The organism is Cedecea colo (assembly GCF_011808225.1).
In the GTDB taxonomy this organism is placed as follows: domain Bacteria; phylum Pseudomonadota; class Gammaproteobacteria; order Enterobacterales; family Enterobacteriaceae; genus Dryocola; species Dryocola colo.
The window spans coordinates 100,981-127,955 of the sequence record NZ_SOYS01000004.1 but is presented as its reverse complement, the minus strand read 5'-3'; the positions used below and the strand labels follow the sequence as shown (position 1 = coordinate 127,955).

25 protein-coding genes are annotated in these 26,975 nt (G+C 54.6%); 21 read left to right on the top strand and 4 right to left on the bottom strand.

Annotation, left to right across the window (positions count from 1 at the left end; translation table 11 throughout):
* Positions 1-147: 147 nt before the first annotated feature.
* The 17 genes from cra (at position 148) to lpxC (ending at position 19,583) form a co-directional block, all read left to right on the top strand.
* A complete protein-coding gene (cra, locus tag E2L00_RS10960; protein WP_167611117.1) occupies positions 148-1,152 on the top strand; it encodes a catabolite repressor/activator in 1,005 nt (334 codons plus the stop codon).
* A gap of 564 nt (positions 1,153-1,716) precedes the next feature.
* On the top strand, positions 1,717-2,175 hold the full coding sequence (gene mraZ / locus E2L00_RS10955; RefSeq protein ID WP_167611114.1) for a division/cell wall cluster transcriptional repressor MraZ: 459 nt from the start codon (positions 1,717-1,719) through the stop codon (positions 2,173-2,175).
* A gap of 3 nt (positions 2,176-2,178) precedes the next feature.
* The gene (rsmH, locus tag E2L00_RS10950; protein ID WP_167611111.1) at positions 2,179-3,120 is read left to right on the top strand and encodes a 16S rRNA (cytosine(1402)-N(4))-methyltransferase RsmH; all 942 of its coding nucleotides are present in this window, start codon (positions 2,179-2,181) and stop codon (positions 3,118-3,120) included.
* Positions 3,117-3,479, top strand: a complete 363-nt coding sequence (gene ftsL, locus E2L00_RS10945) for a cell division protein FtsL (RefSeq protein WP_167611108.1) — start codon at positions 3,117-3,119, stop codon at positions 3,477-3,479. Before rsmH ends, ftsL begins: the two co-directional genes overlap by 4 nt.
* 18 nt (positions 3,480-3,497) lie before the next feature.
* The gene (locus E2L00_RS10940) at positions 3,498-5,264 is read left to right on the top strand and encodes a peptidoglycan glycosyltransferase FtsI (protein ID WP_167611105.1); all 1,767 of its coding nucleotides are present in this window, start codon (positions 3,498-3,500) and stop codon (positions 5,262-5,264) included.
* Complete coding sequence (gene murE, locus E2L00_RS10935) at positions 5,251-6,738, top strand: UDP-N-acetylmuramoyl-L-alanyl-D-glutamate--2,6-diaminopimelate ligase (protein ID WP_167611102.1); 1,488 nt, start codon at positions 5,251-5,253, stop codon at positions 6,736-6,738. The genes E2L00_RS10940 and murE overlap by 14 nt, the downstream gene beginning before the upstream one ends.
* Positions 6,735-8,093 carry a UDP-N-acetylmuramoyl-tripeptide--D-alanyl-D-alanine ligase gene (gene murF / locus E2L00_RS10930; RefSeq protein ID WP_167611099.1) on the top strand — a complete coding sequence of 453 codons (1,359 nt, stop codon included), beginning with the start codon at positions 6,735-6,737 and terminating at the stop codon, positions 8,091-8,093. The genes murE and murF overlap by 4 nt, the downstream gene beginning before the upstream one ends.
* Entirely contained in the window at positions 8,087-9,169 is a 1,083-nt protein-coding gene (gene mraY / locus E2L00_RS10925) for a phospho-N-acetylmuramoyl-pentapeptide-transferase (protein WP_167611097.1), read from the top strand. The genes murF and mraY overlap by 7 nt, the downstream gene beginning before the upstream one ends.
* A gap of 2 nt (positions 9,170-9,171) precedes the next feature.
* Positions 9,172-10,488, top strand: a complete 1,317-nt coding sequence (gene murD / locus E2L00_RS10920; RefSeq protein ID WP_167611094.1) for a UDP-N-acetylmuramoyl-L-alanine--D-glutamate ligase — start codon at positions 9,172-9,174, stop codon at positions 10,486-10,488.
* Positions 10,488-11,732, top strand: a complete 1,245-nt coding sequence (ftsW, locus tag E2L00_RS10915) for a cell division protein FtsW (RefSeq protein WP_167611092.1) — start codon at positions 10,488-10,490, stop codon at positions 11,730-11,732. Before murD ends, ftsW begins: the two co-directional genes overlap by 1 nt.
* Positions 11,729-12,796: an undecaprenyldiphospho-muramoylpentapeptide beta-N-acetylglucosaminyltransferase gene (gene murG / locus E2L00_RS10910; RefSeq protein ID WP_167611089.1), complete on the top strand. Its 1,068-nt coding sequence runs from the start codon at positions 11,729-11,731 to the stop codon at positions 12,794-12,796. Before ftsW ends, murG begins: the two co-directional genes overlap by 4 nt.
* 77 nt (positions 12,797-12,873) lie before the next feature.
* Entirely contained in the window at positions 12,874-14,349 is a 1,476-nt protein-coding gene (gene murC / locus E2L00_RS10905; RefSeq protein WP_167611086.1) for a UDP-N-acetylmuramate--L-alanine ligase, read from the top strand.
* Positions 14,342-15,262, top strand: a complete 921-nt coding sequence (locus E2L00_RS10900) for a D-alanine--D-alanine ligase (protein ID WP_167611083.1) — start codon at positions 14,342-14,344, stop codon at positions 15,260-15,262. The genes murC and E2L00_RS10900 overlap by 8 nt, the downstream gene beginning before the upstream one ends.
* A gap of 1 nt (position 15,263) precedes the next feature.
* Positions 15,264-16,094, top strand: coding sequence for a cell division protein FtsQ (ftsQ, locus tag E2L00_RS10895; RefSeq protein WP_167611080.1), 831 nt, complete (start codon positions 15,264-15,266; stop codon positions 16,092-16,094).
* The gene (gene ftsA / locus E2L00_RS10890) at positions 16,091-17,347 is read left to right on the top strand and encodes a cell division protein FtsA (protein WP_167611077.1); all 1,257 of its coding nucleotides are present in this window, start codon (positions 16,091-16,093) and stop codon (positions 17,345-17,347) included. Before ftsQ ends, ftsA begins: the two co-directional genes overlap by 4 nt.
* Positions 17,348-17,410: 63 nt before the next feature.
* On the top strand, positions 17,411-18,565 hold the full coding sequence (ftsZ, locus tag E2L00_RS10885) for a cell division protein FtsZ (protein WP_167611074.1): 1,155 nt from the start codon (positions 17,411-17,413) through the stop codon (positions 18,563-18,565).
* Positions 18,566-18,665: 100 nt separating this feature from the next.
* On the top strand, positions 18,666-19,583 hold the full coding sequence (lpxC, locus tag E2L00_RS10880) for a UDP-3-O-acyl-N-acetylglucosamine deacetylase (protein WP_167611071.1): 918 nt from the start codon (positions 18,666-18,668) through the stop codon (positions 19,581-19,583).
* Between the two features lie 13 nt (positions 19,584-19,596).
* On the opposite strand, the gene E2L00_RS10875 is transcribed toward lpxC, so the two are convergent.
* Positions 19,597-20,106 (bottom strand): DUF721 domain-containing protein, encoded by a 510-nt coding sequence (locus E2L00_RS10875; protein WP_167611068.1) that lies wholly within the window; start codon positions 20,104-20,106, stop codon positions 19,597-19,599.
* Positions 20,107-20,128: 22 nt separating this feature from the next.
* Here E2L00_RS10875 and secM point away from each other — a divergent pair, with 22 nt between their 5' ends.
* The 3 genes from secM to mutT all read left to right on the top strand — a co-directional run bounded on the left by secM (position 20,129) and on the right by mutT (position 23,860).
* A complete protein-coding gene (secM, locus tag E2L00_RS10870; protein WP_167611065.1) occupies positions 20,129-20,635 on the top strand; it encodes a secA translation cis-regulator SecM in 507 nt (168 codons plus the stop codon).
* A 66-nt stretch (positions 20,636-20,701) separates the two neighbouring features.
* Positions 20,702-23,407 carry a preprotein translocase subunit SecA gene (secA, locus tag E2L00_RS10865; RefSeq protein WP_167611062.1) on the top strand — a complete coding sequence of 902 codons (2,706 nt, stop codon included), beginning with the start codon at positions 20,702-20,704 and terminating at the stop codon, positions 23,405-23,407.
* 63 nt (positions 23,408-23,470) lie between these two features.
* Entirely contained in the window at positions 23,471-23,860 is a 390-nt protein-coding gene (gene mutT, locus E2L00_RS10860; RefSeq protein ID WP_167611058.1) for an 8-oxo-dGTP diphosphatase MutT, read from the top strand.
* 97 nt (positions 23,861-23,957) lie between these two features.
* Here the strand turns inward: mutT and yacG are convergent, their stop codons facing one another.
* Genes yacG through coaE form a run of 3 tightly spaced genes read right to left on the bottom strand, consistent with a single transcriptional unit; the run spans position 23,958 to position 25,522 of the window.
* Positions 23,958-24,149: a DNA gyrase inhibitor YacG gene (gene yacG / locus E2L00_RS10855; protein WP_167611055.1), complete on the bottom strand. Its 192-nt coding sequence runs from the start codon at positions 24,147-24,149 to the stop codon at positions 23,958-23,960.
* A 9-nt stretch (positions 24,150-24,158) separates the two neighbouring features.
* On the bottom strand, positions 24,159-24,902 hold the full coding sequence (zapD, locus tag E2L00_RS10850; protein WP_167611051.1) for a cell division protein ZapD: 744 nt from the start codon (positions 24,900-24,902) through the stop codon (positions 24,159-24,161).
* Positions 24,902-25,522 (bottom strand): dephospho-CoA kinase, encoded by a 621-nt coding sequence (coaE, locus tag E2L00_RS10845; RefSeq protein ID WP_167611048.1) that lies wholly within the window; start codon positions 25,520-25,522, stop codon positions 24,902-24,904. Before coaE ends, zapD begins: the two co-directional genes overlap by 1 nt.
* A 398-nt stretch (positions 25,523-25,920) precedes the next feature.
* Here coaE and E2L00_RS10840 point away from each other — a divergent pair, with 398 nt between their 5' ends.
* Positions 25,921-26,964 (top strand): GMP reductase, encoded by a 1,044-nt coding sequence (locus E2L00_RS10840; RefSeq protein ID WP_167611045.1) that lies wholly within the window; start codon positions 25,921-25,923, stop codon positions 26,962-26,964.
* Positions 26,965-26,975: the final 11 nt, after the last annotated feature.

Here is a 26,975-nt window from a genome sequence, read left to right as displayed (position 1 = left end):
CGGTAATCACTGCCGGGCTTTTTTTTGCAACTTCCCAATAACTGCCTGCAAAAGCGGTTGCCGGAGTTATTATTCTGCGCTTAGATGTCAACGTTGTAACCATGACCAGGGTATGGTTATGGATAACTTTTTGATTAAGGGGCTACTGTGAAATTGGATGAAATCGCGCGCCTGGCCGGAGTTTCGCGCACCACGGCGAGCTACGTCATCAACGGTAAAGCAAAGCAGTACCGTGTCAGTGACAAAACCGTTGAGAAAGTCATGGCAGTTGTACGCGAACATAACTACCACCCAAACGCGGTGGCGGCGGGTTTACGAGCGGGGCGCACGCGCTCTATTGGCCTCGTTATCCCGGATCTGGAAAACACCAGTTATACCCGAATTGCGAACTATCTTGAACGACAGGCTCGCCAGCGCGGCTATCAGTTGCTTATCGCCTGCTCGGAAGATCAACCTGATAACGAGATGCGCTGTATTGAGCATCTTCTGCAGCGCCAGGTTGATGCCATAATCGTTTCGACGTCCCTCCCGCCGGAGCATCCTTTCTATCAACGCTGGGCGAACGATTCGTTCCCAATTATCGCCCTCGATCGCGCATTGGATCGTGAACATTTTACAAGCGTGGTGGGTGCCGATCAGGAAGACGCTGAAATGCTCGCGCAAGAGCTGCGCAAATTTCCGGGCGACACGATTCTTTATCTCGGCGCGCTGCCCGAATTATCCGTCAGCTATCTGCGTGAACAGGGATTTCGTAAGGCCTGGGAAGGCGATCCTCGCGAAGTCCATTTCCTGTATGCAAACAGTTACGAACGCGAAGCCGCAGCCCAGCTGTTCGAAAAATGGCTGGAAACGCATCCGATGCCGCAAGCGCTATACACCACTTCGTTTGCTCTGCTTCAGGGTGTGATGGACGTCACCTTGCGACGCGAAGGGCGTCTGCCGTCTGAACTCGCTATCGCTACCTTTGGCGATCATGAGCTGCTTGATTTCTTACAATGCCCGGTACTGGCGGTGGCGCAACGCCATCGTGACGTTGCTGAGCGAGTGCTGGAGCTGGTGCTGGCAAGCCTTGATGAACCGCGAAAACCTAAACCAGGCCTTACCAGAATTCGCCGCAATCTTTATCGTCGTGGCAGCTTAAGCCGCCATTAAGCAGAAAAGGCAGTTTCGGCTGCCTTGGTTAATTAAGATTTTTCTTCTTTTAAATTCCCTTATTATTTCTGGTAATTAAATCTTTAAGCTTGAATGTAAAGAAACGAATCTTTTAAAAGTTTAATTCGGCCTGCTGTATTATTTTGTTACATACGTAGAGTTAAAAAATGTCGGTTAATTAAACGATAGCTCTCCTCTTATCCCCGGACCCGCCCCTGTCCTGCATTCCGCCTGTATCTGGCGCTGTTATCCTGTAGGGAAATACCTTAAAATGCCGACCGCGTCGCAAACTGAGTACTTAATATTTTTATGCTCAGGTTTTCAGTGGATTTAACGAACTGCATGTTTATTCGTCTCTTTTCTTTCAAATATTCATACTGTTAATTTTGCTTCGCGCTTGCAGTGCTTTTCACGCCAGCCATTAATCAACCGCTTAGCCAGGGAAATTTATTTCCCCGTGCTGCGAGGCTTGCTTGACAAGCTTTTCCTCCGCTCCGTAAACTCCTTTGGGTGGGAATTTGTGGGGTAAAGTGGTGGAAAGGATTAGTTTAGGATGAGGCTGGCATGTTCCGTGGAGCAACGTTAGTCAATCTCGACAGCAAAGGGCGGCTTGCCGTGCCAACCCGATATCGGGAAAAGCTGGTCGGCATCTCTGAAGGTCAGATGGTATGCACCATCGACATCCATCATCCCTGCCTGCTGCTTTATACCCTTCCCGAGTGGGAAATTATTGAACAAAAGCTAGCCCGTTTGTCGAGCATGAACCCGGTAGAGCGTCGCGTGCAGCGGCTTTTACTTGGCCATGCCAGTGAGTGTCAGATGGATAGTGCCGGGCGATTACTGGTGGCGCCTGTTTTACGCCAGCACGCCGGGTTGACCAAAGAAGTCATGCTGGTTGGGCAGTTCAATAAGTTTGAACTGTGGGATGAAGCGACCTGGCATCAACAGATCAAGGAAGACATCGACGCTGAGCAGGAAACGACAACCGGTTTGTCGGAACGCCTGCAGGACTTGTCACTATAAATAATGATGGAAAATTTTAAACACACGACGGTGCTGCTTGATGAGGCCGTGAACGGCCTTAATATTCGTCACGATGGCATTTACATTGATGGTACTTTTGGCCGCGGCGGCCATTCACGACTGATCCTCTCACAGCTGGGCGCAGAAGGCCGCCTGCTGGCTATCGATCGCGATCCGCAGGCTATTGCTGCGGCTCAAGCCATTGACGATCCGCGTTTCGCCATCGTTCATGGCCCTTTCTCCGAGCTGGCGGATTACGTACGCGAACGTGGCCTGCAGGGTAAAATCGACGGCATTTTGCTCGATCTTGGCGTTTCCTCACCGCAGCTTGACGACGCAGAGCGCGGCTTCTCGTTTATGCGTGACGGTCCGCTGGATATGCGTATGGATCCAACCCGCGGGCAATCCGCCGCGCAGTGGTTGCTTACCGCAGACGAAGCCGACATCGCCTGGGTCATTAAAACCTATGGTGAAGAGAAATTTGGCAAACGCATCGCGCGCGCCATCGTTGAGCGTAATCGCGAACAGCCAATGACTCGCACCAAAGAACTGGCGGCAGTTGTGGCTGCGGCGATGCCGGTCAAAGATAAGTTCAAACATCCGGCAACGCGCACCTTCCAGGCAATACGTATCTGGATCAACAGCGAATTAGAAGAGATCGAAAAGGCGCTGAAAGGATCTATCGAAGCGCTGGCTCCGGGCGGCCGTTTGTCCATCATCAGCTTTCACTCGCTTGAAGATCGTATTGTGAAACGCTTTATGCGTGAAAACAGTCGTGGCCCGCAGGTTCCGGCTGGTTTACCAATGACGGAAGCGCAGCTGAATAAACTCGGCGGCCGCTATCTGAAATCGCTGGGCAAAATGATGCCGGGCGAAGATGAGGTCGCGGAAAATACTCGCGCGCGCAGTTCGGTGCTGCGCATTGCCGAGAGGACTAACGCATGATCAACGCAGTGACAGAAGCCCTCGGGAAAGTGACCCAGCTTGGTAGCAATGAACGCCACGCGCTGCCAACGGTGATTGGCGGGGATCTCTTACGCCACGGCAAACTGCCACTGTGTCTGTTCGTCGCCATTATTTTTACCGCCATTTCAGTTGTAACCACCGCGCACCATACCCGTTTACTTACGGCTCAACGTGAGCAAATGGTGGTGGAGCGTGATGCTCTGGATATCGAATGGCGTAACCTGATTTTAGAAGAAAACGCACTCGGCGATCATAGCCGGGTGGAACGGATCGCCACGGAAAAGCTGCAGTTGCAGCATGTCGATCCTTCGCAGGAAAATATCGTAGTTCAGCAATAATAAGGAATCGCGCGACAGATGAGAGCAGCGGCAAAAACGCTTAAACCAAAACGCCAGGAAGAGCAGGCCAACTTTATCGGTTGGCGTTTTGCGTTGCTTTGCGGTTGTATCTTACTGGCGCTGGCTTTTCTGTTAGGCCGCGTTGCCTGGCTGCAAATTATCGCCCCGGATATGCTGGTACGCCAGGGTGACATGCGTTCCCTGCGCGTGCAGGAAGTGTCCACCTCTCGTGGAATGATCAGCGACCGTGCGGGTCGCCCGCTGGCAGTGAGCGTACCGGTGAAAGCCATTTGGGCAGATCCGAAGGAACTGCATGAAGCCGGCGGCATCACTCTCGATAACCGCTGGAAAGCGTTGGCCGACGCGCTAAAAATTCCACTCGATCAACTCGCCTCCCGCGTGAACAGCAACCCGAAAGGGCGCTTTATCTATCTGGCGCGCCAGGTTAACCCGGATATCGGCGATTACATTAAGAAGCTGAAGCTGCCGGGGATTCACTTACGTGAAGAGTCCCGCCGCTACTATCCTTCTGGCGAAGTCACCGCTCACCTTATTGGTTTTACCAACGTTGACAGTCAGGGTATTGAAGGCGTCGAGAAAAGCTTTGATAAATGGCTTACCGGGCAGCCCGGCGAGCGTATTGTGCGTAAAGATCGCTACGGCCGCGTTATCGAAGATATCTCCTCAACGGACAGCCAGGCCGCCCATAACCTGGCGTTGAGCATTGATGAACGCCTGCAGGCGCTGGTTTACCGCGAGCTCAATAACGCCGTGGCCTTTAACAAAGCGGAGTCGGGCAGCGCCGTGCTGGTGGATGTGAATACGGGCGAAGTTCTGGCGATGGCCAATAGCCCGTCTTATAACCCGAATAACCTGACCGGCACGCCGAAAGATATTATGCGTAACCGCACCATCACCGACGTGTTTGAACCGGGCTCAACCGTTAAGCCGATGGTCGTGATGACCGCGCTTCAGCGCGGCGTGGTGCAGGAAAACACCGTACTGAATACCATACCGTACCGCATCAATGGTCATGAGATTAAAGATGTGGCGCGCTACAGCGAATTGACCCTTACCGGGGTACTTCAGAAGTCGAGTAACGTCGGGGTTTCCAAACTGGCGTTAGCGATGCCCTCCTCAGCGTTAGTAGATACTTACTCACGTTTTGGACTGGGAAAAGCGACCAATTTGGGGTTGGTCGGGGAACGCAGTGGCTTATATCCTCAAAAACAACGGTGGTCTGACATAGAGAGGGCCACCTTCTCTTTCGGCTACGGGCTAATGGTAACGCCGTTACAGTTAGCGCGAGTCTACGCAACCATTGGCAGCTACGGGGTTTACCGTCCGCTGTCGATAACCAAAGTTGACCCGCCGGTGCCCGGCGAGCGTATCTTCCCGGAATCTACCGTTCGCACCGTCGTTCATATGATGGAAAGCGTGGCCCTGCCAGGCGGCGGGGGCGTGAAGGCGGCTATTAAAGGCTACCGCATTGCGATTAAAACCGGTACGGCGAAGAAAGTCGGGCCGGACGGGAAATATATCAATAAATACATTGCCTACACGGCGGGCGTTGCACCAGCCAGTAATCCGCGCTTTGCGTTGGTGGTGGTGATTAACGATCCGCAGGCGGGTAAATATTACGGTGGTGCCGTCTCTGCACCTGTGTTCGGAGCCATTATGGGCGGCGTGTTACGCACCATGAACATCGAACCAGACGCGCTGGCAACCGGTGAAAAAAGCGAATTTGTAATTAATCAGAAAGAGGGATCAGGTGGCAGATCGTAATTTGCGCGACCTTCTCGCTCCTTGGGTGCCATTGGCCCCGGAGAGAGCACTGCGAGAGATGACACTCGATAGCCGCGTGGCGGCTTCGGGCGATCTTTTTGTGGCGGTGGTCGGTCATCAGGCGGACGGGCGTCGATATATCCCGCAGGCGATTGCGCAAGGCGTAGCGGCCGTCGTTGCAGAGGCACAAGGCCAGGCAAGCGACGGTGAAATCCGTGAAATGCACGGTGTGCCGGTGATTTACCTCAGCCAGCTGCATCAACGACTCTCCGCGCTCGCGGGGCGTTTTTATCACGAACCTTCCAGCGCGCTGCGTCTGGTTGGCGTGACCGGTACCAACGGCAAAACCACGACCACGCAGCTTCTCGCGCAGTGGGCTCAACGACTGGGTGAAACCAGTGCGGTAATGGGAACCGTGGGGAACGGTTTGCTCAATCAGGTCATCCCAACCGAGAATACCACCGGCTCGGCTGTTGATGTGCAGCAAGCGCTTGCTAACCTGCATCAGCAGGGCGCAACGTTTACGGCAATGGAAGTCTCTTCCCATGGCCTGGTGCAGCATCGCGTGGCGGCACTGAAATTCGCGGCCTCTGTGTTTACCAATCTCAGCCGCGACCACCTTGATTATCACGGCGATATGGCTGGCTACGAAGCCGCCAAATGGCTGCTGTTTTCCGAACATGATGCCGGGCAAGCCATTATTAACGCGGACGATGAAGTGGGCCGTAAGTGGCTGGCGCGTCTGCCGGATGCGGTGGCGGTGTCCATGGAAAATAATCTTCAGCCAGACTGCCATGGTCGCTGGCTGAAAGCGACAAATGTCCACTATCACGATGGCGGAGCCACCATCCGGTTCAGTTCTTCCTGGGGAGATGGCGAAGTCGAAAGCCGTCTGATGGGCGCCTTTAACGTCAGCAATCTGTTACTGGCTCTGGCGACGCTTCTGGCGCTGGGTTACGGGCTGGCGGATCTGTTGAAAACCGCTGAACGTTTGCAGCCAGTTTGCGGCCGTATGGAAGTGTTCACCGCGCCGGGTAAAACCACCGTAGTGGTGGATTACGCCCATACGCCGGATGCGCTGGAAAAAGCGCTACAGGCCGCGCGCCTGCACTGTACCGGCAAATTATGGTGCGTGTTTGGCTGCGGTGGCGACCGCGACAAAGGCAAACGCCCGATAATGGGGGCCATTGCGGAACAGTATGCTGACGTGGTCGTGGTCACTGACGACAACCCGCGCACGGAAGAACCAAAAGCTATCGTCAATGATATCCTGGCTGGCATGCTGGATGCGGGCCGCGCATATGTCGTGCCGGGACGTGCAGAAGCCGTCACCAACGCGATCATGCAGGCTAAAGAAAACGATGTTGTGCTGGTCGCGGGCAAAGGCCATGAAGATTATCAGATCGTTGGCAATCGCCGTCTCGACTATTCAGATCGCGTGACCGCAGCTCGTTTACTGGGAGTGGTGGCATGATCCGCGTTTCACTGAGCCAACTCGCCGGGATCCTGGCCGGGCAGCTGCACGGCGCCGATGCGGATATCGTTGATGTCACAACGGACACGCGAAAATTAACGCCGGGCTGCCTGTTCGTCGCGCTTAAAGGCGAACGGTTTGACGCGCATGGCTTCGCGGAAGAGGCCGTTAAAGGCGGAGCGGGCGCGCTGCTGGTTAGCCGTAAGCTGCCGATTGACGTTCCGCAACTGGTGGTTGCAGACACGCGTCTTGCCTTTGGCCAGCTCGGCGCCTGGGTTCGCCAGCAGGTTCCCACTCGCGTGGTTGCGCTGACCGGTTCATCCGGTAAGACATCCGTAAAAGAAATGACCGCAGCAATCCTGCGCCAGTGCGGCAACACGCTTTATACCGCCGGTAACCTGAATAACGATATCGGCGTGCCCATGACGCTCCTGCGTCTGACGCCGGAATATGACTATGCGGTGATTGAACTCGGGGCGAACCATCAGGGTGAAATAGCCTGGACGGTAAGCCTGACCCGCCCGGAAGCCGCGCTTGTAAATAACCTCGCCGCCGCGCATCTGGAAGGGTTCGGATCGCTTGCCGGCGTGGCGAAAGCCAAAGGGGAAATTTTTGCCGGCCTGCCTGCTAACGGCATCGCCATTATGAATGCCGATAATAACGACTGGCTGAACTGGCAGGAGGTGATTGGCGCTCGTAAAACCTGGCGTTTCTCGCCCGACGCGGCAGACGGCGATTTCACGGCCACTAACGTGCATATTACCTCTCACGGCACCGAATTTACTCTGCAAACCCCAACGGGCGATATAGAAGTAACTATGCCGCTGCCGGGCCGCCATAATATTGCGAATGCGTTGGCTGCAACCGCGCTGGCAATGGCCGTCGGCGCGCCGGCTGAAGCCATAAAAACAGGGCTGGCGGAGCTTAAGGCCGTGCCGGGGCGCCTGTATCCGATTCAGCTTGCACAAACACAGCTTCTGCTCGACGACAGCTACAACGCCAACGTGGGATCAATGATTGCCGCCGCTCAGGTGCTTTCTGAAATGCCTGGTTTCCGCGTAATGGTGGTTGGCGATATGGCCGAGCTGGGCGCGGAGACGCAGGATTGCCATCGCCAGGTTGGGGAAGCCGCGAAAGCTGCCGGTATCGACTGCGTGTTAAGCGTTGGCGCGCTGAGCGAAATTATCAGCCAGGCCGCTGAAGCGGGCGAACATTTTACCGATAAAAAAGCCGTGATAGCGCGTCTGCATGCGCTAATCGCGGAGCATTCAATTATCACCATTTTAGTGAAGGGTTCACGTAGTGCCGCCATGGAAGAGGTGGTACGCGCATTACAGGAGAAAGGAACATGTTAGTTTGGCTGGCCGAGCATTTGGTCAAATATTATTCTGGCTTTAACGTCTTCTCTTATCTGACGTTTCGCGCCATCGTCAGCCTGTTGACCGCGCTGTTCATCTCTTTGTGGATGGGCCCGCGTATGATTGCACGTTTACAGCAACTCTCTTTCGGTCAGGTCGTACGTAACGACGGCCCCGAATCGCACTTCAGCAAACGCGGCACGCCGACGATGGGCGGGATTATGATCCTGACATCTATCGTGATTTCCGTGTTGCTGTGGGCCTATCCGGCCAACCCATACGTCTGGTGCGTGCTGTTTGTGCTGGTGGGGTACGGGGCAATAGGTTTTGTCGACGATTACCGCAAAGTCGTACGCAAAGACACTAAAGGGCTTATCGCGCGCTGGAAATATTTCTGGATGTCCGTTATCGCCCTCGCCGTGGCTTTCACTATGTATATCGCCGGGAAAGGAACGCCAGCCACCGAGCTGGTTGTGCCGTTCTTTAAGGATGTAATGCCGCAGCTTGGCCTGTTCTACGTTCTGCTGGCCTACTTCGTGATTGTTGGCACCGGCAATGCGGTGAACCTGACCGACGGGCTGGACGGCCTGGCTATCATGCCTACCGTGCTGGTTGCAGGCGGCTTCGCGCTGGTGGCATGGGCGACCGGTAACATGAATTTTGCCGGGTACCTGCATATACCTTATCTGCGTCATGCGGGTGAGCTGGTTATCGTCTGTACGGCGATCGTTGGTGCAGGGTTAGGCTTCCTGTGGTTTAACACCTATCCGGCTCAGGTCTTTATGGGGGACGTTGGTTCCCTGGCTCTGGGCGGCGCGCTTGGCACCATCGCGGTTCTGCTGCGTCAGGAATTCCTGCTGGTAATCATGGGCGGCGTGTTCGTGGTCGAAACGCTTTCCGTTATTCTGCAGGTGGGTTCCTTTAAGCTACGCGGACAGCGTATTTTCCGCATGGCGCCAATCCATCACCACTATGAACTGAAAGGCTGGCCGGAACCGCGCGTTATCGTGCGCTTCTGGATTATCTCGCTGATGCTGGTCCTGATTGGCCTGGCTACGCTGAAGGTGCGTTAATCATGGCTGATTACCAGGGTAAGAACGTCGTCATTATTGGGTTGGGCTTAACCGGCCTGTCCTGCGTGGATTTCTTTCTTGCGCGTGGCGTTACGCCGCGCGTGATGGACAGCCGTATCTCCCCACCGGGCCTGGATAAACTGCCGGAAGCGGTAGAGCGTCATCTCGGTTCCCTGAATGAAAGCTGGCTGCTGGCGGCAGATTTAATCGTTGCCAGCCCTGGTATCGCGCTGGCGCAACCGGCGCTAAGCAACGCGGCCGATCACGGCGTGGAAATCGTCGGCGATATCGAGCTGTTTTGCCGTGAGGCGCAGGCGCCGATTGTGGCGATTACCGGCTCGAACGGGAAAAGCACGGTGACCAGCCTCGTGGGCGAAATGGCGAAAGCCGCTGGCATAAACGTTGGCGTGGGCGGCAACATCGGCCTGCCAGCGCTGATGCTGCTTGAGCCGAATCGCGAACTGTACGTGCTGGAGCTTTCCAGCTTCCAGTTAGAAACCACGTACGGTCTGCAAGCGGCAGCCGCCACGATCCTTAACGTCACTGAAGATCATATGGACAGATATCCGTTCGGTCTGCAGCAGTACCGTGCGGCCAAACTGCGTGTCTATGAAAATGCGGCAGTTTGCGTTGTGAATGCGGATGACGCCCTGACCATGCCGGTGCGCGGTGCCGATGAGCGCTGCGTGAGCTTTGGCGTGGACGTGGGTGATTATCACCTTAATCGCCAGCAGGGAGATACCTGGCTGCGCGTGAAGGGTGAGAAAGTGCTGAGCACCAAAGAGATGAAGCTGGTAGGTCAGCATAACTACACCAACGCCCTGGCGGCGCTTGCTCTGGCTGATGCGGTGAAGCTGCCGCGCTCCAGCAGCCTGAAGGCGCTAACGACATTCGACGGCCTGGCGCACCGTTTCCAGCTGGCCTGGGAACACAACGGCGTGCGCTGGATTAACGACTCAAAAGCGACCAACGTCGGCAGCACCGAAGCCGCGCTTAACGGCCTGCACGTGGACGGCACGCTGCATCTGCTGCTGGGCGGAGACGGTAAATCCGCCGATTTTTCACCGCTTGCACACTATCTGCAAGGGCCGAATGTTCGCCTGTACTGCTTTGGCCGCGACGGTGCTGAGCTTGCTGAACTGCGTCCGGAAGTGGCAGAGCAGACAGAAACCATGACGCAAGCGATGGAACTTATCGCCCCGCGTGTTAAGCCGGGAGATATGGTGCTGTTATCGCCGGCCTGTGCAAGCCTCGATCAGTTCAAAAACTTTGAACAGCGTGGGGATCTCTTTACCCGTCTTGCAAAGGAGCTAGGTTGATGCGTTTATCACTCCCTCGCCTGCGTATGCCGCGTATTCCGGGATTTGGTATCCTGGCATGGGTGTCCGATGCGCTAAAAGGCTGGGTGATGGGTTCCCGTGAAGCCGACTCAAACAGCATGGTGCTTTACGATCGCACCTTGCTGTGGTTAACGTTTGGCCTGGCCGCCATAGGTTTTATCATGGTGACCTCGGCATCAATGCCGGTTGGGCAACGCCTGGCAAACGATCCGTTCCTGTTTGCCAAACGTGATGGGCTGTATATCGTTCTGGCGTTTGTTCTGGCGTTGATAACGCTGCGTCTGCCTATGGAATTCTGGCAGCGCCACAGTACCGCGATGCTGCTGCTTTCAATAGCCATGCTGCTGGTCGTGCTGGTGGTGGGCAGCTCGGTTAACGGCGCATCGCGCTGGATTGCCTTCGGCCCGCTGCGTATTCAGCCTGCCGAATTCACCAAGCTGTCGCTGTTCTGCTACCTCGCCAACTATCTTGTGCGCAAGGTTGATGAGGTGCGTAATAACCTGCGCGGCTTCCTTAAACCGATGGGCGTGATTCTGGTGATGGCCGTGCTTTTGCTGGCCCAGCCTGACCTCGGTACGGTCGTCGTGCTTTTCGTCACTACGCTTGCGATGCTGTTCCTCGCGGGGGCAAAGCTCTGGCAGTTCATCGCCATTATCGGCATGGGTATTTCAGCGGTCGTGTTGCTGATTCTGGCCGAACCCTATCGTATCCGCCGCGTAACCTCCTTCTGGAATCCATGGGAGGATCCCTTCGGCAGCGGCTACCAGCTTACGCAGTCGCTAATGGCATTTGGCCGCGGTGAATTATGGGGCCAGGGCTTAGGAAATTCCGTACAAAAACTGGAGTATCTGCCGGAAGCGCACACTGACTTTATCTTCTCCATTATTGGCGAAGAGCTGGGATATATCGGTGTGGCACTGGCTTTATTGATGGTATTCTTCGTCGCTTTTCGTGCGATGTCCATCGGCAAACGCGCCCTTGAACTGGATCAGCGTTTTGCGGGCTTTCTCGCCTGTTCAATCGGAATCTGGTTCAGTTTCCAGGCGCTGGTTAACGTAGGCGCGGCGGCAGGTATGTTGCCGACGAAAGGCCTGACGTTGCCGCTTATCAGTTACGGTGGCTCCAGCTTATTGATTATGTCTACGGCAATCATAATGTTGCTGCGTATTGATTATGAAACGCGTCTGGCGAAAGCCCAGGCGTTTACACGGAGCGTACGATGAGCAATCAATCCCGGCGGTTAATGGTGATGGCGGGCGGCACGGGCGGACACGTTTTCCCGGGGCTTGCGGTGGCCCATCATCTGATGGCTGAGGGTTGGCAGGTGCGCTGGCTTGGCACCGCCGATCGTATGGAAGCTGACCTTGTTCCGAAGCACGGCATTGAAATCGACTTTATCCGTATTTCGGGGCTGCGCGGGAAGGGGGTAAAAGCACTGCTGCTGGCGCCGGTACGTATCTTTAACGCCTGGCGTCAGGCGAGGGCGATCATGAAAGCATATCGTCCGGACGTTGTGCTGGGAATGGGCGGCTATGTTTCTGGCCCTGGCGGGCTGGCCGCGTGGTCGCTTGGCATTCCCGTTGTTTTGCACGAGCAAAACGGTATTGCGGGCCTGACCAATAAGTGGCTGGCAAAAATTGCTAAAAAGGTGATGCAGGCGTTTCCCGGCGCATTCCCAAATGCGGACGTGGTCGGCAATCCGGTGCGCACGGATGTATTAGCGCTGCCTTTGCCTCAGGAACGGTTTTCCGATCGTGAGGGGCCGGTTCGCGTACTGGTGGTCGGTGGCTCTCAGGGCGCTCGCGTGCTGAACCAGATTATGCCGCAGGTTGCGGGTCGCCTCGGTGATACCGTGACTATCTGGCATCAATGCGGCAAGGGCGGGCAGGCTATCGTCCAGCAGGCCTATGCAGAAGCCGCGCAGCCTCAGCATAAAGTGACTGAATTTATTGACGATATGGCCGCTGCTTACGCATGGGCAGATGTTGTGGTATGCCGCTCAGGTGCGTTAACCGTGAGCGAAATTGCCGCCGCAGGATTGCCCGCGCTGTTCGTTCCCTTCCAGCATAAAGACCGGCAGCAATACTGGAACGCGCTGCCGCTGGAAAAGGCCGGAGCCGCCAGAATACTGGAACAACCGCAGTTTACCGTGGATGCCGTTACCGAAACGCTCAGCGGATGGGACAGAGCAACGTTGCTGGCGATGGCCGAACGTGCACGCGCTGCCTCCATTCCAGATGCAACTGAGCGGGTAGCCAAAGAAGTAAGCGCTGCAGCACTGGCGTAATGATTTAAAGGTTGTGGGTGACGATTTTCACCCGTGAATTTTTTGATGTAATGGCGCAAAGCGCCGCAGGTTAGAGAATGAATACACAACAGCTGGCGAAACTGCGTTCTATCGTGCCCGAGATGCGTCGCGTCCGGCACATTCACTTTGTTGGCATCGGCGGCGCCGGTATGGGCGGTATTGCCGAAGTTTTGGCTAACGAAGGCTATCAGATTAGCGGATCCGATCTGGCGCCGAACCCGGTCACGCAGCAGTTGTCGGCACTGGGTGCCACTATTTACTTTAATCACCGCCCGGAAAACGTGCTGGATGCCAGCGTGGTGGTGGTATCGACCGCGATTTCTGCGGACAACCCGGAAATTGTCGCCGCTCATGAAGCGCGCATTCCGGTTATTCGTCGCGCCGAAATGCTGGCTGAATTAATGCGTTTTCGTCATGGCATCGCCATCGCGGGAACCCACGGAAAAACAACGACCACGGCGATGGTATCCAGCATCTACGCGGAAGCGGGTCTGGATCCGACGTTCGTTAACGGTGGCCTGGTGAAGGCGGCGGGAACGCATGCGCGTCTGGGCCACAGCCGCTATTTGATTGCGGAAGCCGATGAGAGCGATGCGTCATTCCTCCATCTGCAACCTATGGTCTCCGTGGTGACCAACATCGAAGCCGACCATATGGATACCTACCAGGGCGATTTCGAAAATCTAAAGCAGACGTTTATTAACTTCCTGCACAATTTGCCTTTTTATGGTCGTGCCGTGATGTGCGTAGACGATCCGGTGATTCGTGAGCTGTTGCCGCGCGTGGGTCGTCAAACCACCACCTACGGTTTTAGCGACGATGCGGATATTCGTATTGAAAACTATCAGCAGAAAGGGCCGCAGGGGCATTTCACTATCGTGCGTCTGGATAAACCGGAGCTGTGCGTCACGCTGAATGCGCCTGGCCGTCACAACGCCCTGAACGCTGCGGCAGCGGTCGCTGTTGCCACGGAAGAAGGCATTGAAGACGACGCTATCCTGCGTGCGCTGGAGAGCTTCCAGGGCACCGGTCGCCGCTTTGATTTCCTGGGCGAGTATCCGCTGGCGCCGGTAAATGGCAAAACAGGTAGCGCAATGCTGGTGGACGACTACGGCCATCACCCGACGGAGGTGGACGCGACAATCAAAGCCGCCCGCGCAGGCTGGCCGGATAAAAATCTGGTGATGATTTTCCAGCCGCACCGTTTTACGCGTACCCGCGATCTGTATGACGATTTTGCCGGCGTGCTGTCGCAGGTGGATTCTTTGCTGATGCTGGATGTTTATGCTGCCGGTGAAGCGCCTATCCCGGGAGCGGATAGCCGTTCGCTGTGTCGTACCATTCGCGGTCGTGGCAAAGTTGATCCGATTCTGGTGCCGGAAGCGGGCCAGATTATGGATATCCTTGCGCCGGTATTGACAGGAAATGATTTGATCCTGGTGCAGGGCGCGGGAAACGTTGGCAAGATCGCAAAAAAACTGGCTGAAAGTAAATTACGGCCCCAGGCTAAAGAGGAAGACCGCCATGGCTGATAAAATAGCTGTTCTGCTGGGTGGGAATTCCGCGGAGCGTGACGTGTCGTTGCAGTCAGGAAGCGCCGTGCTGGCGGGCCTGAAAGAAGCGGGCATCGACGCTCATGGCGTTGATCCGCAAGAAACCGCGGTAACCGAACTTAAGCTTAAAGGGTTCGACAAAATTTTCATCGCGCTGCATGGCCGCGGTGGTGAAGATGGTACGCTGCAAGGACTGTTGGAATTCCTGGATCTTCCGTACACCGGCAGCGGCGTGATGGCCTCGGCTATCAGCATGGATAAAATGCGTACCAAGCTGCTGTGGCAGGGTGCAGGTTTACCGGTTGCGCCCTGGGTGGCGTTGACTCGTCAGGATGCACAAGCAGGCATTACTGCTGCAACGGTGGAACGTATCACCCAACTGGGCCTGCCGGTTATCGTTAAGCCAAGCCGTGAAGGCTCAAGCGTGGGGATGTCGAAAGTCGATGACGCTGCGGCACTGTCGGCCGCGCTGGAATTAGCTTTCAGACACGATGAAGAGGTGCTGATCGAAAAATGGTTGAGCGGGCCTGAGTACACGGTAGCCATCCTCGGTGAAGAAATATTACCGTCAATTCGTATCCAGCCGGCTGGAACCTTCTATGATTATGACGCGAAGTATCTCTCTGATGAAACTCAATATTTTTGTCCGGGTGGTTTAAGCGAACAGCGCGAGCAGGATTTGCGTGCGCTGGTGCTGCAAGCCTGGCAGATTTTAGGCTGCAGCGGCTGGGGCCGGGTGGATGTCATGCAAGACAGCGACGGGCAGTTTTATCTGCTGGAAGTGAACACGTCGCCGGGCATGACCAGCCATAGCCTGGTGCCGATGGCGGCGCGTCAGGCGGGGATGACTTTCTCACAACTGGTAGTACGTATTCTGGAGTTGGCGGACTGATATGTCGCAAGCAGCCCTCAATGCGCGTAATCGCCAGGAAGAACCTGGCAGTACCCGTCGTAGCAACGGGGGGCGACTGGCAGGAATTATCTTCCTGAGTGCGGTGCTGTTTACGGTGTTTATCGGCGGCTGGATTGTGGTCGGCTGGATGGAAGATGCTCAGCGCCTGCCGCTTTCCAGGCTAGTGGTAACCGGCGATCGGCATTACACGCGCAACGATGATATTCGCCAGTCTATTCTGGCGCTTGGGCCTCCGGGCACCTTTATGACGCAGGATGTAAATATCATCCAGCAGCAGATTGAACGTTTGCCCTGGATCAAGCAGGCGAGCGTAAGAAAGCAGTGGCCGGACGAATTGAAGATTCATCTGGTTGAATATGTGCCCATAGCGCGTTGGAATGATCAGCACATGATCGACGCCGAAGGCAACGCCTTCAGCGTGCCGGCAGAACGTACCGGAAAGCAGACTTTACCGATGTTATCCGGCCCTGAAGGGAGCGAAGGTGAAGTTTTACAGGGCTATCGCGCGATGGGGCAGGTGCTGGCAAAGGATAAATTCACGTTAAAAGAAGCGGCAATGACCGCTCGTCGTTCCTGGCAGTTGACGTTAAACAACGGCATTAAGCTCAATCTGGGCCGGGGCGATACGATGAAACGCCTGAGTCGCTTTGTGGAGCTGTATCCGGTTCTGCAACAGCAGGGGCAAGCGGACAGCAAAGTGGTTAGCTATGTCGACTTGCGATATGACTCAGGCGCGGCAGTAGGCTGGCAGCCCGCTCCCGAACAGGAACCTAATCAGCAACAGAATCAGGCACAGGCAGAACAACAATGATCAAGGCGACGGACAGAAAACTGGTAGTTGGACTGGAGATCGGGACCGCGAAGGTCGCCGCTTTAGTAGGGGAAGTTCTGCCCGACGGTATGGTCAATATTATCGGCGTGGGTAGCTGCCCGTCCCGTGGGATGGACAAAGGCGGCGTTAACGACCTTGAATCGGTCGTAAAATGCGTTCAGCGGGCGATTGACCAGGCCGAGCTGATGGCAGATTGCCAGATCTCTTCGGTCTACCTGGCGCTATCCGGCAAGCATATTAGCTGCCAGAACGAGATTGGTATGGTGCCTATCTCTGAAGAAGAGGTAACGCAGGAGGACGTGGAAAACGTCGTTCATACCGCAAAATCAGTGCGCGTTCGTGACGAACATCGCGTTCTGCACGTTATCCCGCAAGAATATGCCATCGACTATCAGGAAGGGATTAAAAATCCGGTAGGGTTATCTGGTGTGCGTATGCAGGCTAAGGTGCATTTAATCACCTGCCACAACGATATGGCCAAAAACATTGTGAAAGCCGTTGAACGTTGTGGTTTGAAAGTTGACCAACTTATCTTTGCCGGTCTGGCCGCAAGCTACGCCGTTTTAACCGAAGACGAACGTGAACTGGGCGTCTGCGTAGTTGATATCGGTGGTGGTACAATGGATATCGCGGTATACACTGGCGGCGCGTTGCGCCACACCAAGGTTATCCCTTATGCGGGGAACGTGGTGACCAGCGATATCGCCTATGCCTTCGGCACGCCGCCAAGCGATGCAGAAGCCATTAAAGTACGCCACGGCTGTGCGCTGGGCTCCATTGTAGGCAAAGATGAAAACGTTGAGGTACCGAGCGTGGGTGGCCGTCCACCGCGTAGCCTGCAGCGTCAGACGCTGGCTGAGGTTATTGAGCCGCGTTATACCGAGCTGCTCAACCTGGTCAATGAAGAGATTTTGCAGTTACAGGAACAACTCCGCCTGCAGGGTGTGAAGCACCACCTGGCCGCGGGGATTGTGTTAACCGGTGGCGCGGCGCAAATTGAAGGCCTGGCGGCCTGTGCTCAGCGCGTGTTCCATACGCAGGTGCGTATCGGACAGCCGTTAAATATTACTGGCCTGACTGATTATGCCCAGGAGTCGTACTATTCGACTGCCGTCGGCTTGCTGCACTACGGGAAGGAGTCTCATCTCAGTGGTGAAGCAGAAGTGGAAAAACGGACCTCTGTCGGCTCATGGTTTAAGCGAATCAACAGCTGGCTGAGAAAAGAGTTTTAATTTTTATAAGAGACCGGACAAAATTAGCGGTCTCAGGCGACAGGCACAAAACGGAGAGAAACTATGTTTGAACCTATGGAACTGACCAACGACGCGGTGATTAAAGTCATCGGCGTCGGTGGCGGCGGCGGTAATGCCGTTGAACACATGGTGCGCGAGCGCATCGAAGGCGTTGATTTCTTCGCGGTGAATACCGACGCGCAGGCGTTGCGTAAAACTGCGGTAGGCCAGACAATCCAGATTGGTAATGGTATTACCAAAGGTCTGGGTGCTGGAGCAAACCCTGAAGTGGGTCGTTCCGCAGCCGATGAAGATCGGGACGCGTTACGTGCCGCGCTTGAAGGCGCAGACATGGTGTTTATCGCCGCAGGTATGGGCGGTGGCACGGGCACGGGTGCAGCACCCGTTGTTGCGGAGGTTGCTAAAGACCTCGGTATCCTCACCGTTGCCGTCGTCACTAAGCCTTTCAATTTTGAAGGCAAAAAGCGTATGGCATTTGCGGAGCAGGGCATCGCCGAGCTGTCAAAACACGTTGACTCCCTGATCACTATTCCAAACGACAAGCTGCTGAAAGTGCTTGGTCGCGGTATCTCTTTGCTCGACGCATTTGGCGCGGCGAACGATGTGCTGAAAGGCGCCGTGCAGGGTATCGCTGAACTGATTACCCGTCCGGGTCTGATGAACGTCGACTTTGCTGACGTGCGTACCGTGATGTCCGAAATGGGTTATGCCATGATGGGCTCCGGCGTGGCAAGCGGCGAAGACCGTGCGGAAGAAGCGGCAGAAATGGCGATCTCCAGCCCGCTGCTGGAAGATATCGATCTGTCAGGTGCGCGTGGCGTGCTGGTTAACATCACCGCTGGCTTCGATCTGCGTCTGGATGAGTTCGAAACCGTGGGTAACACCATCCGTGCGTTCGCTTCGGATAACGCGACCGTGGTTATCGGGACCTCTCTGGACCCAGAGATGAACGACGAACTGCGTGTTACCGTTGTTGCTACCGGTATCGGCATGGATAAACGTCCTGAAATTACCCTGGTTACCAATAAACAGCAGACTCAGCAGCCCGTTATGGATCGCTACCAGCAGCACGGTATGGCGCCTTTGACTCAGGAACAGAAGCCGGCCGCTAAGGTTGTTAATGACAACACGCCACAGGCTGCGAAAGAACCTGATTACCTGGATATTCCGGCATTTTTGCGTAAGCAGGCTGATTAAGAATAAACCGGAAGTTGGGCATCTCCGCTCTTTGTGCTAAACTGGCCTGCCGATTGTGAGATACACTTCGGTTGGATGAGTAATTTGGCGAGATTATACGATGATCAAACAAAGGACACTTAAACGTATCGTTCAGGCGACCGGCGTCGGTTTACATACCGGCAAAAAGGTCACACTGACGTTGCGCCCTGCGCCGGCCAATACCGGGGTCATCTATCGTCGTACCGACTTGAATCCTCCGGTAGACTTTCCGGCAGATGCCAAATCTGTGCGTGATACCATGCTCTGTACTTGCCTGGTGAACGAGCACGATGTGCGGATATCTACCGTTGAGCACCTTAACGCTGCCCTCGCGGGGCTGGGCATCGACAACATTATTGTTGAAGTCGATGCGCCAGAAATCCCGATCATGGACGGCAGCGCGGCGCCGTTTGTCTACCTGCTCCTTGATGCCGGTATCGACGAGTTGAACAGCGCGAAGAAATTTGTGCGCGTCAAAGAGACGGTTCGTGTTGAAGATGGCGATAAATGGGCTGAATTCAGGCCGTATAATGGTTTTTCGTTGGACTTTACCATCGATTTTAACCATCCGGCGATTGATGCCAGCACCCAGCGTTACAGCATGAACTTCTCTGCAGAAGCCTTTATGCGCCAGATCAGCCGCGCCCGTACTTTCGGCTTTATGCGTGATATCGAATATTTGCAGTCCCGCGGCCTGTGCCTGGGCGGCAGCTTCGATTGTGCCATCGTTGTTGACGATTATCGCGTACTGAACGAAGACGGCCTGCGTTTTGAAGATGAATTCGTTCGTCACAAAATGCTGGATGCTATCGGTGACCTGTTCATGTGTGGCCACAATATTATCGGCGCGTTTACCGCCTATAAATCGGGTCATGCGCTGAACAATAAACTGCTGCAGGCGGTTCTGGCGAAGCAGGAAGCCTGGGAATGGGCAACCTTTGAAGACGACGCAGAACTTCCGCTGGCATTCAAAGCACCAACCATGGTGCTGGCGTAACCTAAGCTCTCGATTACGACTGGTTTTTGTTGGTACTCTCTCCGGCCAACGAAGCCAGTCGTTCTATTGCCGCTCTAAGTTTCTCCGGGCTACGTTTAGCCACCTCCCGTAACGCTTCCGCGCTCTGCTCGCTTAATTCCCGATTGACCTCAAATTGCCCGCTCTGTGTTTGAGTGCTGGTTTCTTGTACGGAATCCCTGCCAATTGCTGCAAGCGTTGGATTAATCCTGATGTCGATTGACGTCAATGATGGTAGTATTTGTGCGCGCAATGCACTCAGCAGCGTGGCTTGTTCGTAGCGTAACCGCATCAGCCAGCTGGCATTCGCCGTTTCAAGTACGAGGATCCCCTGGCGGAAGTTCGCGACCCGGCACCAGGGATGCAGTTGAGCAGGCAGGATGCTTCTCACTGCCCGGTTGAGCCGTAGTAAGGCTGTCGCGCGCTGTTGCACGTTTTGCAACACGCTCTGAGCACCGGCATCGTCGAACAGATTATCTAAGGATTGCGGGCGACTATCGCGCATACTATAAGCTCCGGCGGAAAAAGTGATTAGTATTCTAAATCGTTGGCGACAATTTGGCAGACGTTATTTCTGGCCGCATCTCTTGTTAGGGATGGTCGCGGCGAGTTTTGGCATGCCTGCGCTAAGCGGAAATACCGGTCATAATGCGCCTGCGGAAACCTCTGCCAGCAGTCAGGACTATCTTAACCAGGCTAGCTTCGATAGCCTGGCATTATTGCAGGAAAGCACCCGCCGCCCGTCCTTTACCGTGGATTACTGGCATCAGCATGCCATCCGTACCGTAATCCGCCATCTTTCTTTCGCTATGGCACCACAAGCGCTGCCGGTAGCACAAGAGAATATACCGCTTCAGGCGCAGCACCTCGCTTTACTGGATACGCTCAACGCGTTATTAACCCACGAAAGCAAGCCTCCCGTTATTGTTCGCCATATCTCACTCTGGCAGCGTCCTGCTGTTGCGGTATTCAGTACCGCAATGTGGGTAGGCCAGGTGCAGGGCATCCGCGCCGGACCCCAACGTCTCAGCTAAAAAAATCTCTTTAAATTATAACATTATCTGTAGATCTGCTCTGATGCAGGCGTTTGAGAATTTATTATGCTAACCAAACTATTAACTAAAGTCTTTGGCAGTCGTAACGATCGTTCATTGCGCCGTATGCGCAAAGTGGTGTCCATGATCAACGGCGTGGAACCGGAAATGGAAAAGCTCTCTGACGATGAGCTGAAAGCTAAAACCAATGAGTTCCGCGCCCGTCTGGAAAAAGGCGCGGTGCTGGAAACGTTAATACCTGAAGCTTTCGCCGTGGTGCGTGAAGCAAGTAAGCGCGTATTCGGTATGCGTCACTTTGACGTACAGCTGCTCGGCGGTATGGTGCTCAACGATCGCTGCATCGCAGAAATGCGTACCGGTGAAGGTAAAACGCTGACGGCGACGTTGCCTGCTTACCTGAACGCACTGAGCGGTAAAGGCGTTCACGTAGTCACCGTCAACGACTATCTGGCCCAGCGTGATGCGGAAAACAACCGTCCGCTGTTCGAATACCTTGGCCTGAGCGTGGGTATCAACCTGCCGGGGATGCCAGCGCCCGCTAAGCGTGAGGCTTATGCTGCTGATATCACCTACGGTACTAACAACGAATACGGCTTTGATTACCTGCGCGACAACATGGCGTTCAGCCCTGAAGAACGCGTCCAGCGTAAGCTGCACTATGCGCTGGTGGATGAAGTTGACTCCATCCTGATTGATGAGGCTCGTACTCCGCTTATTATTTCCGGGCCGGCCGAAGACAGCTCCGAGCTGTACAAAAAAGTAAATACCATCATTCCCGAGCTGATCCGTCAGGAAAAAGAAGATTCCGACACTTTCCAGGGCGAAGGTCACTTCTCCGTGGACGAGAAATCACGCCAGGTAAATATTACCGAACGCGGTCTGGTGCTGGTTGAAGAACTGCTGGTACGTGAAGGCATCATGGAAGAAGGTGAGTCCCTTTATTCTCCAGCCAACATCATGTTGATGCACCACGTTACGGCAGCGCTGCGTGCGCACGCGCTGTTTACTCGCGACGTTGACTACATCGTTAAGGATGGCGAAGTCATCATCGTGGATGAACACACGGGCCGTACTATGCAGGGCCGTCGCTGGTCTGATGGTCTGCATCAGGCTGTGGAAGCAAAAGAAGGGGTGGATATTCAGAACGAGAACCAGACGCTGGCTTCCATTACTTTCCAGAACTATTTCCGTCTGTATGAGAAACTGGCCGGTATGACCGGTACCGCAGATACCGAAGCGTTCGAATTCAGTTCTATCTACAAACTCGATACCATCGTGGTCCCGACCAACCGTCCAATGATCCGTAAGGACATGCCGGATCTCGTCTACATGACCGAAATGGACAAAATCGGCGCTATCATTGAGGACATTAAAGAGCGGACGGCGAACGGCCAGCCGGTCCTCGTGGGGACCATCTCTATCGAGAAATCCGAAGTGGTTTCTGCTGAGCTGGCCAAAGCGGGTATTAAGCACAACGTCCTGAACGCCAAGTTCCACGCCAACGAAGCGGGCATTGTTGCTCAGGCGGGCTATCCTGCCGCCGTAACCATCGCAACCAATATGGCGGGTCGTGGTACGGATATCGTGTTGGGCGGTAGCTGGCAGGCGGAAGTGGCCGAGCTTGTCGATCCGACGTCCGAGCAAATCGCGCAGATCAAAGCTGACTGGCAGGTGCGTCACGAAGCGGTGCTGGCATCCGGCGGTTTACATATCATCGGTACCGAACGTCACGAATCACGCCGTATCGATAACCAGCTGCGAGGCCGTTCTGGTCGTCAGGGCGATGCCGGTTCTTCCCGTTTCTACCTGTCTATGGAAGATGCCCTGATGCGTATTTTCGCCTCAGACCGCGTGTCTAATATGATGCGTAAACTGGGTATGAAGCCAGGTGAGGCGATTGAACACCCGTGGGTAACCAAAGCCATCGCCAACGCACAGCGTAAGGTGGAAAGCCGGAACTTCGATATTCGTAAGCAGCTGCTGGAATACGATGACGTTGCCAACGACCAGCGCCGTGCTATCTATACCCAGCGTAACGAACTGCTGGACGTAAGCGACGTAAGCGAAACCATCAGCAGCATCCGCGAAGACGTGTTCAAAACCACGATTGATGCGCATATCCCACCGCAGTCTCTGGAAGAAATGTGGGATGTGACCGGCCTTGTCGATCGTCTGAAAAACGACTTCGACCTTGAGATGCCGATTAAAGAGTGGCTGGACAAAGAGCCTGAGCTGCATGAAGAGACGCTGCGTGAGCGTATTTTGCAAAATGCTATCGAAGTTTATCAGCGCAAAGAAGAAGTGGTTGGCGCCGAGATGATGCGTCACTTCGAGAAAGGCGTGATGCTGCAAACGCTGGATTCGCTGTGGAAAGAGCACCTGGCCGCAATGGACTACCTGCGTCAGGGCATTCACCTGCGTGGCTACGCGCAAAAAGATCCTAAGCAGGAATACAAACGTGAATCTTTCGCCATGTTTGCCGCCATGCTTGAATCACTGAAATATGAAGTAATCAGCACCCTGAGCAAAGTTCAGGTGCGGATGCCGGAAGAGGTTGAAGCAATGGAGCAACAGCGCCGTGAAGAAGCTGAGCGCCTGGCTCAAATGCAGCAACTGAGCCACGTCGATGACGATACTCAGGCGGCCATTGCTTTAGCAGCGGAAACTGGCGAGCGTAAAGTAGGCCGCAACGATCCGTGTCCTTGCGGTTCCGGTAAAAAATTCAAACAGTGCCATGGCCGTCTGAGCTAAGCACGATAGTATTAAAAAGGCGCAGCTTGCTGCGCCTTTTCTTTATGGAGCACCTGAACAAAAATGAAACAACTGCAAATTGCCGTCGGGATCGTTCGCAATCCACAAGGCGAGATATTTATTACCCGACGTGCGGCCGATGCTCACATGGCGAATAAACTTGAGTTTCCCGGTGGGAAGATTGAAGCAGGCGAAACGCCCGCGCAGGCGCTGGTTCGTGAGCTACAGGAAGAGACGGGAATCACCGCGACGCGTTATACCCAGTTCGAGACGCTGGCATATCAGTTCCCGGACAGGCACATCACGCTATGGTTTTTCCTGGTAGAAAGCTGGGAAGGCGAGCCGTGGGGCAAAGAAGGGCAGCCAGGAGAATGGATTGCACAGCACGAACTTGTGGCGGCAGATTTTCCGCCCGCGAACGAACCCGTTATCCAAAAACTACAGCAGCCTTAAGACCGCTTACTCGCTACAGGCCCCGGAAAAGGTGATTTCTGGGGCCTGAGCACAACAGAAGGCGCCGGTACGAGAATGTATCTGGCAGCCCTTAAGGCTACCGATCCTCGCTCCAGCCGTCGCTATCGGAAAGATCGCTGCTGCTTGGGATTCGCTTCTCTTCTGCGGCCCATTCGCCTAAATCGATAAGCTGGCAGCGTTTGCTGCAAAACGGGCGGTATGGGCTGGTTTCGTTCCAGATAACGGCTTTGCCACAGGTTGGGCAATTGACAATGGTAGTCTCAGACATCTTCTCTCCTTAACAGCACGCCAGTTCAAAATCGAGGCGTTCAGGGATAGCTCCACGCTCGCTGTCCAGCGGCAGGAAGCGGATCGCGAAGCGGCTTTTATGGCCGGAAATTTGCGGATAGAGCTGCCAGGCCAGATCTAACTGCAGACGCAGTAAATCGGCATCATCACCGTTATCCTGATAAAAGCCATTCAGGCTGGTTTGTTTACGGAACGGGGCTGAGTTACGAATGATATCAAGCAGCAACTCCAGCGACCGTGTCAGGGGTTGCAGGCTTGCCAGCCAGAAGCTTACCTGTTCATCCCGTTGCGCCTGCGGCAGATGCAGCCAGATATGCAGCGTCGGCAGATCGAAACTACAGCAGCCGCCGGGAATACTTAAGCGCTGACGAACAAGGGCAATTAGGCGGTCTTCACGTAAAGCCTGACCAATACGTGGCGCGGACATCAGCACGCTGCCATGTTCTTTTAGCTGACTACGCAGAGAATCAATGCGTTGCCTGTCCACACCCGGTACTTCAGACCAGGTCAGCAATTTACGTTGTTGGCGCTCAAGCTCTTTAAGAATATCCGTGCGAATTTCTCCGCGCTCAAAGACATCCAGCAGATCGCCGATATTGCGGAAGAAATGCAGCGCGCTGGAGCTTCCATCTATCGGCAAAGAAGCCTGCAGCTGCTGGATGAGAAACTCAATACGCAGCCACGTACGCATTTTTTCATTCAGTGGGTGCTCAAAAAGGATTTGAGTGCTCATTATTCTTTATCCTGTTGTGCGGCCTGCCTCGCCAGTTCCAGATACTGGCGGTGCAGACGATCAACATGCGCGGCTACCCTCTCGGGGGAACCGTCGTTATTAATGACATCATCAGCAACGGCCAGCCGCTCTTCGCGGGTCGCCTGAGCAGCAAGGATTTGCTCCGCATGCTGTCGGCTGACATTATCGCGCTCAATGGTACGTGCGATTTGTATTTCTGGCGAGACATCAACAACCAGAACGCGATCCGCTTTCTGCTGCAGTTGGTTTTCAACCAATAGCGGAACTACCCATAACACGTAAGGAGAAAGGGCATTGCCGATCTCAGTTTGGGTGCGGTGATGAATCAGCGGGTGTAAAAGACTATTCAGCCACCGTTTTTCCGCAGGGAAAGAAAAGATCTTTTCGCGCAGTATTCTTCGGTTAAGAGAACCATCCGGAAGGAGGATTTCTTTGCCAAAACGTTCAGAAATCGCGTTCAGGGCAGCCTGGCCGGGTTCAACAACCTGGCGGGCAATGACGTCGGCATCGACGACGGTGACGCCTAATCGGGAAAAACTGTTGGCGACGGTGCTTTTTCCGCTGCCAATCCCGCCCGTTAATGCCACCGTATAAACCATAAGCGCCGAACCTTAAATCTCGTTTAATCAGCCAGATAAATCATCTTTCATCCTGAGTTTATAAACAGAAAGAACGGGGCAGAAAGAGCAGTGTTTCCTGCCTGCGTATTATTTCAGCGTTTCTCAGGTAAATTTAAACGATTGTAGCGTAAAAAAGACTGTTTTCGCAGTCTTGCAGAGCCATTATTAGTGCGTATGATAGCGTCACTGGAGTTGGCAGTTGCACGCTTGTCATTCTTCAAGCTGCAGGTGCGTTGGCTGCATTCCCTCACCCCGATCACTTATTGAAATAAGCTTCCGGGGATTTATGAATTTGCCGCCTTCCTGCAGTTCGAATTATTTAGAGCTGTCGCCGATAACGTTCCCGCGTCCATCGCCATTTACCAGGAATCTGCAATATGCGTATTGAAGAAGATTTGAAGTTAGGTTTTAAAGACGTTCTTATCCGCCCGAAACGTTCCACTCTGAAAAGCCGCTCCGACGTAGAGCTTGAGCGCCAGTTTACTTTCAAACATTCCGCTATTGCATGGTCTGGCGTGCCGATCATCGCGGCTAACATGGATACAGTGGGTACCTTCGGCATGGCGCAAGCGCTGGCTTCCTTTGATATCCTCACTGCGGTTCATAAGCATTACTCTGTTGAACAGTGGAGCGAGTTTGTTAAATCCTCTTCTGAGAGTGTACTGCGCCACGTGATGGTTTCAACCGGCACCTCCGACGCTGACTTCACTAAAACAAAGCAGATTCTGGCGTTGCATGCTGGCCTGAATTTCATTTGTATCGATGTGGCAAACGGTTATTCCGAACACTTCGCCCAGTTTGTCAGCAAAGCCCGTGAAGCCTGGCCGGACAAAACTATCTGTGCCGGTAACGTGGTGACAGGCGAAATGTGCGAAGAGCTGATCCTGTCTGGTGCGGATATCGTTAAAGTGGGCATTGGCCCGGGCTCCGTATGCACCACCCGAGTGAAAACCGGCGTTGGCTATCCGCAGCTTTCTGCCGTCATTGAATGCGCTGATGCGGCTCATGGCCTTGGCGGCCAGATCGTCAGCGACGGTGGTTGCACCGTGCCTGGCGACGTTGCTAAAGCTTTCGGCGGCGGCGCAGACTTTGTCATGCTGGGCGGTATGCTGGCAGGCCATGAAGAAAGCGGCGGCACCCTGGTTGAAGAGAACGGCGAGAAATTTATGCTGTTTTACGGCATGAGTTCTGAGTCAGCAATGACTCGCCACGTCGGCGGCGTTGCTCAGTACCGTGCGGCAGAAGGTAAAACCGTTAAGCTGCCACTTCGTGGGCCGGTTGAGAACACCGCGCGAGATATCCTCGGCGGTCTGCGTTCTGCCTGTACTTATGTAGGCGCTTCTCGTTTGAAAGAGCTGACCAAACGCACCACTTTTATCCGCGTAGCGGAGCAAGAAAACCGCGTTTTTAACAGTCTTTAAGCTGTCTGTGG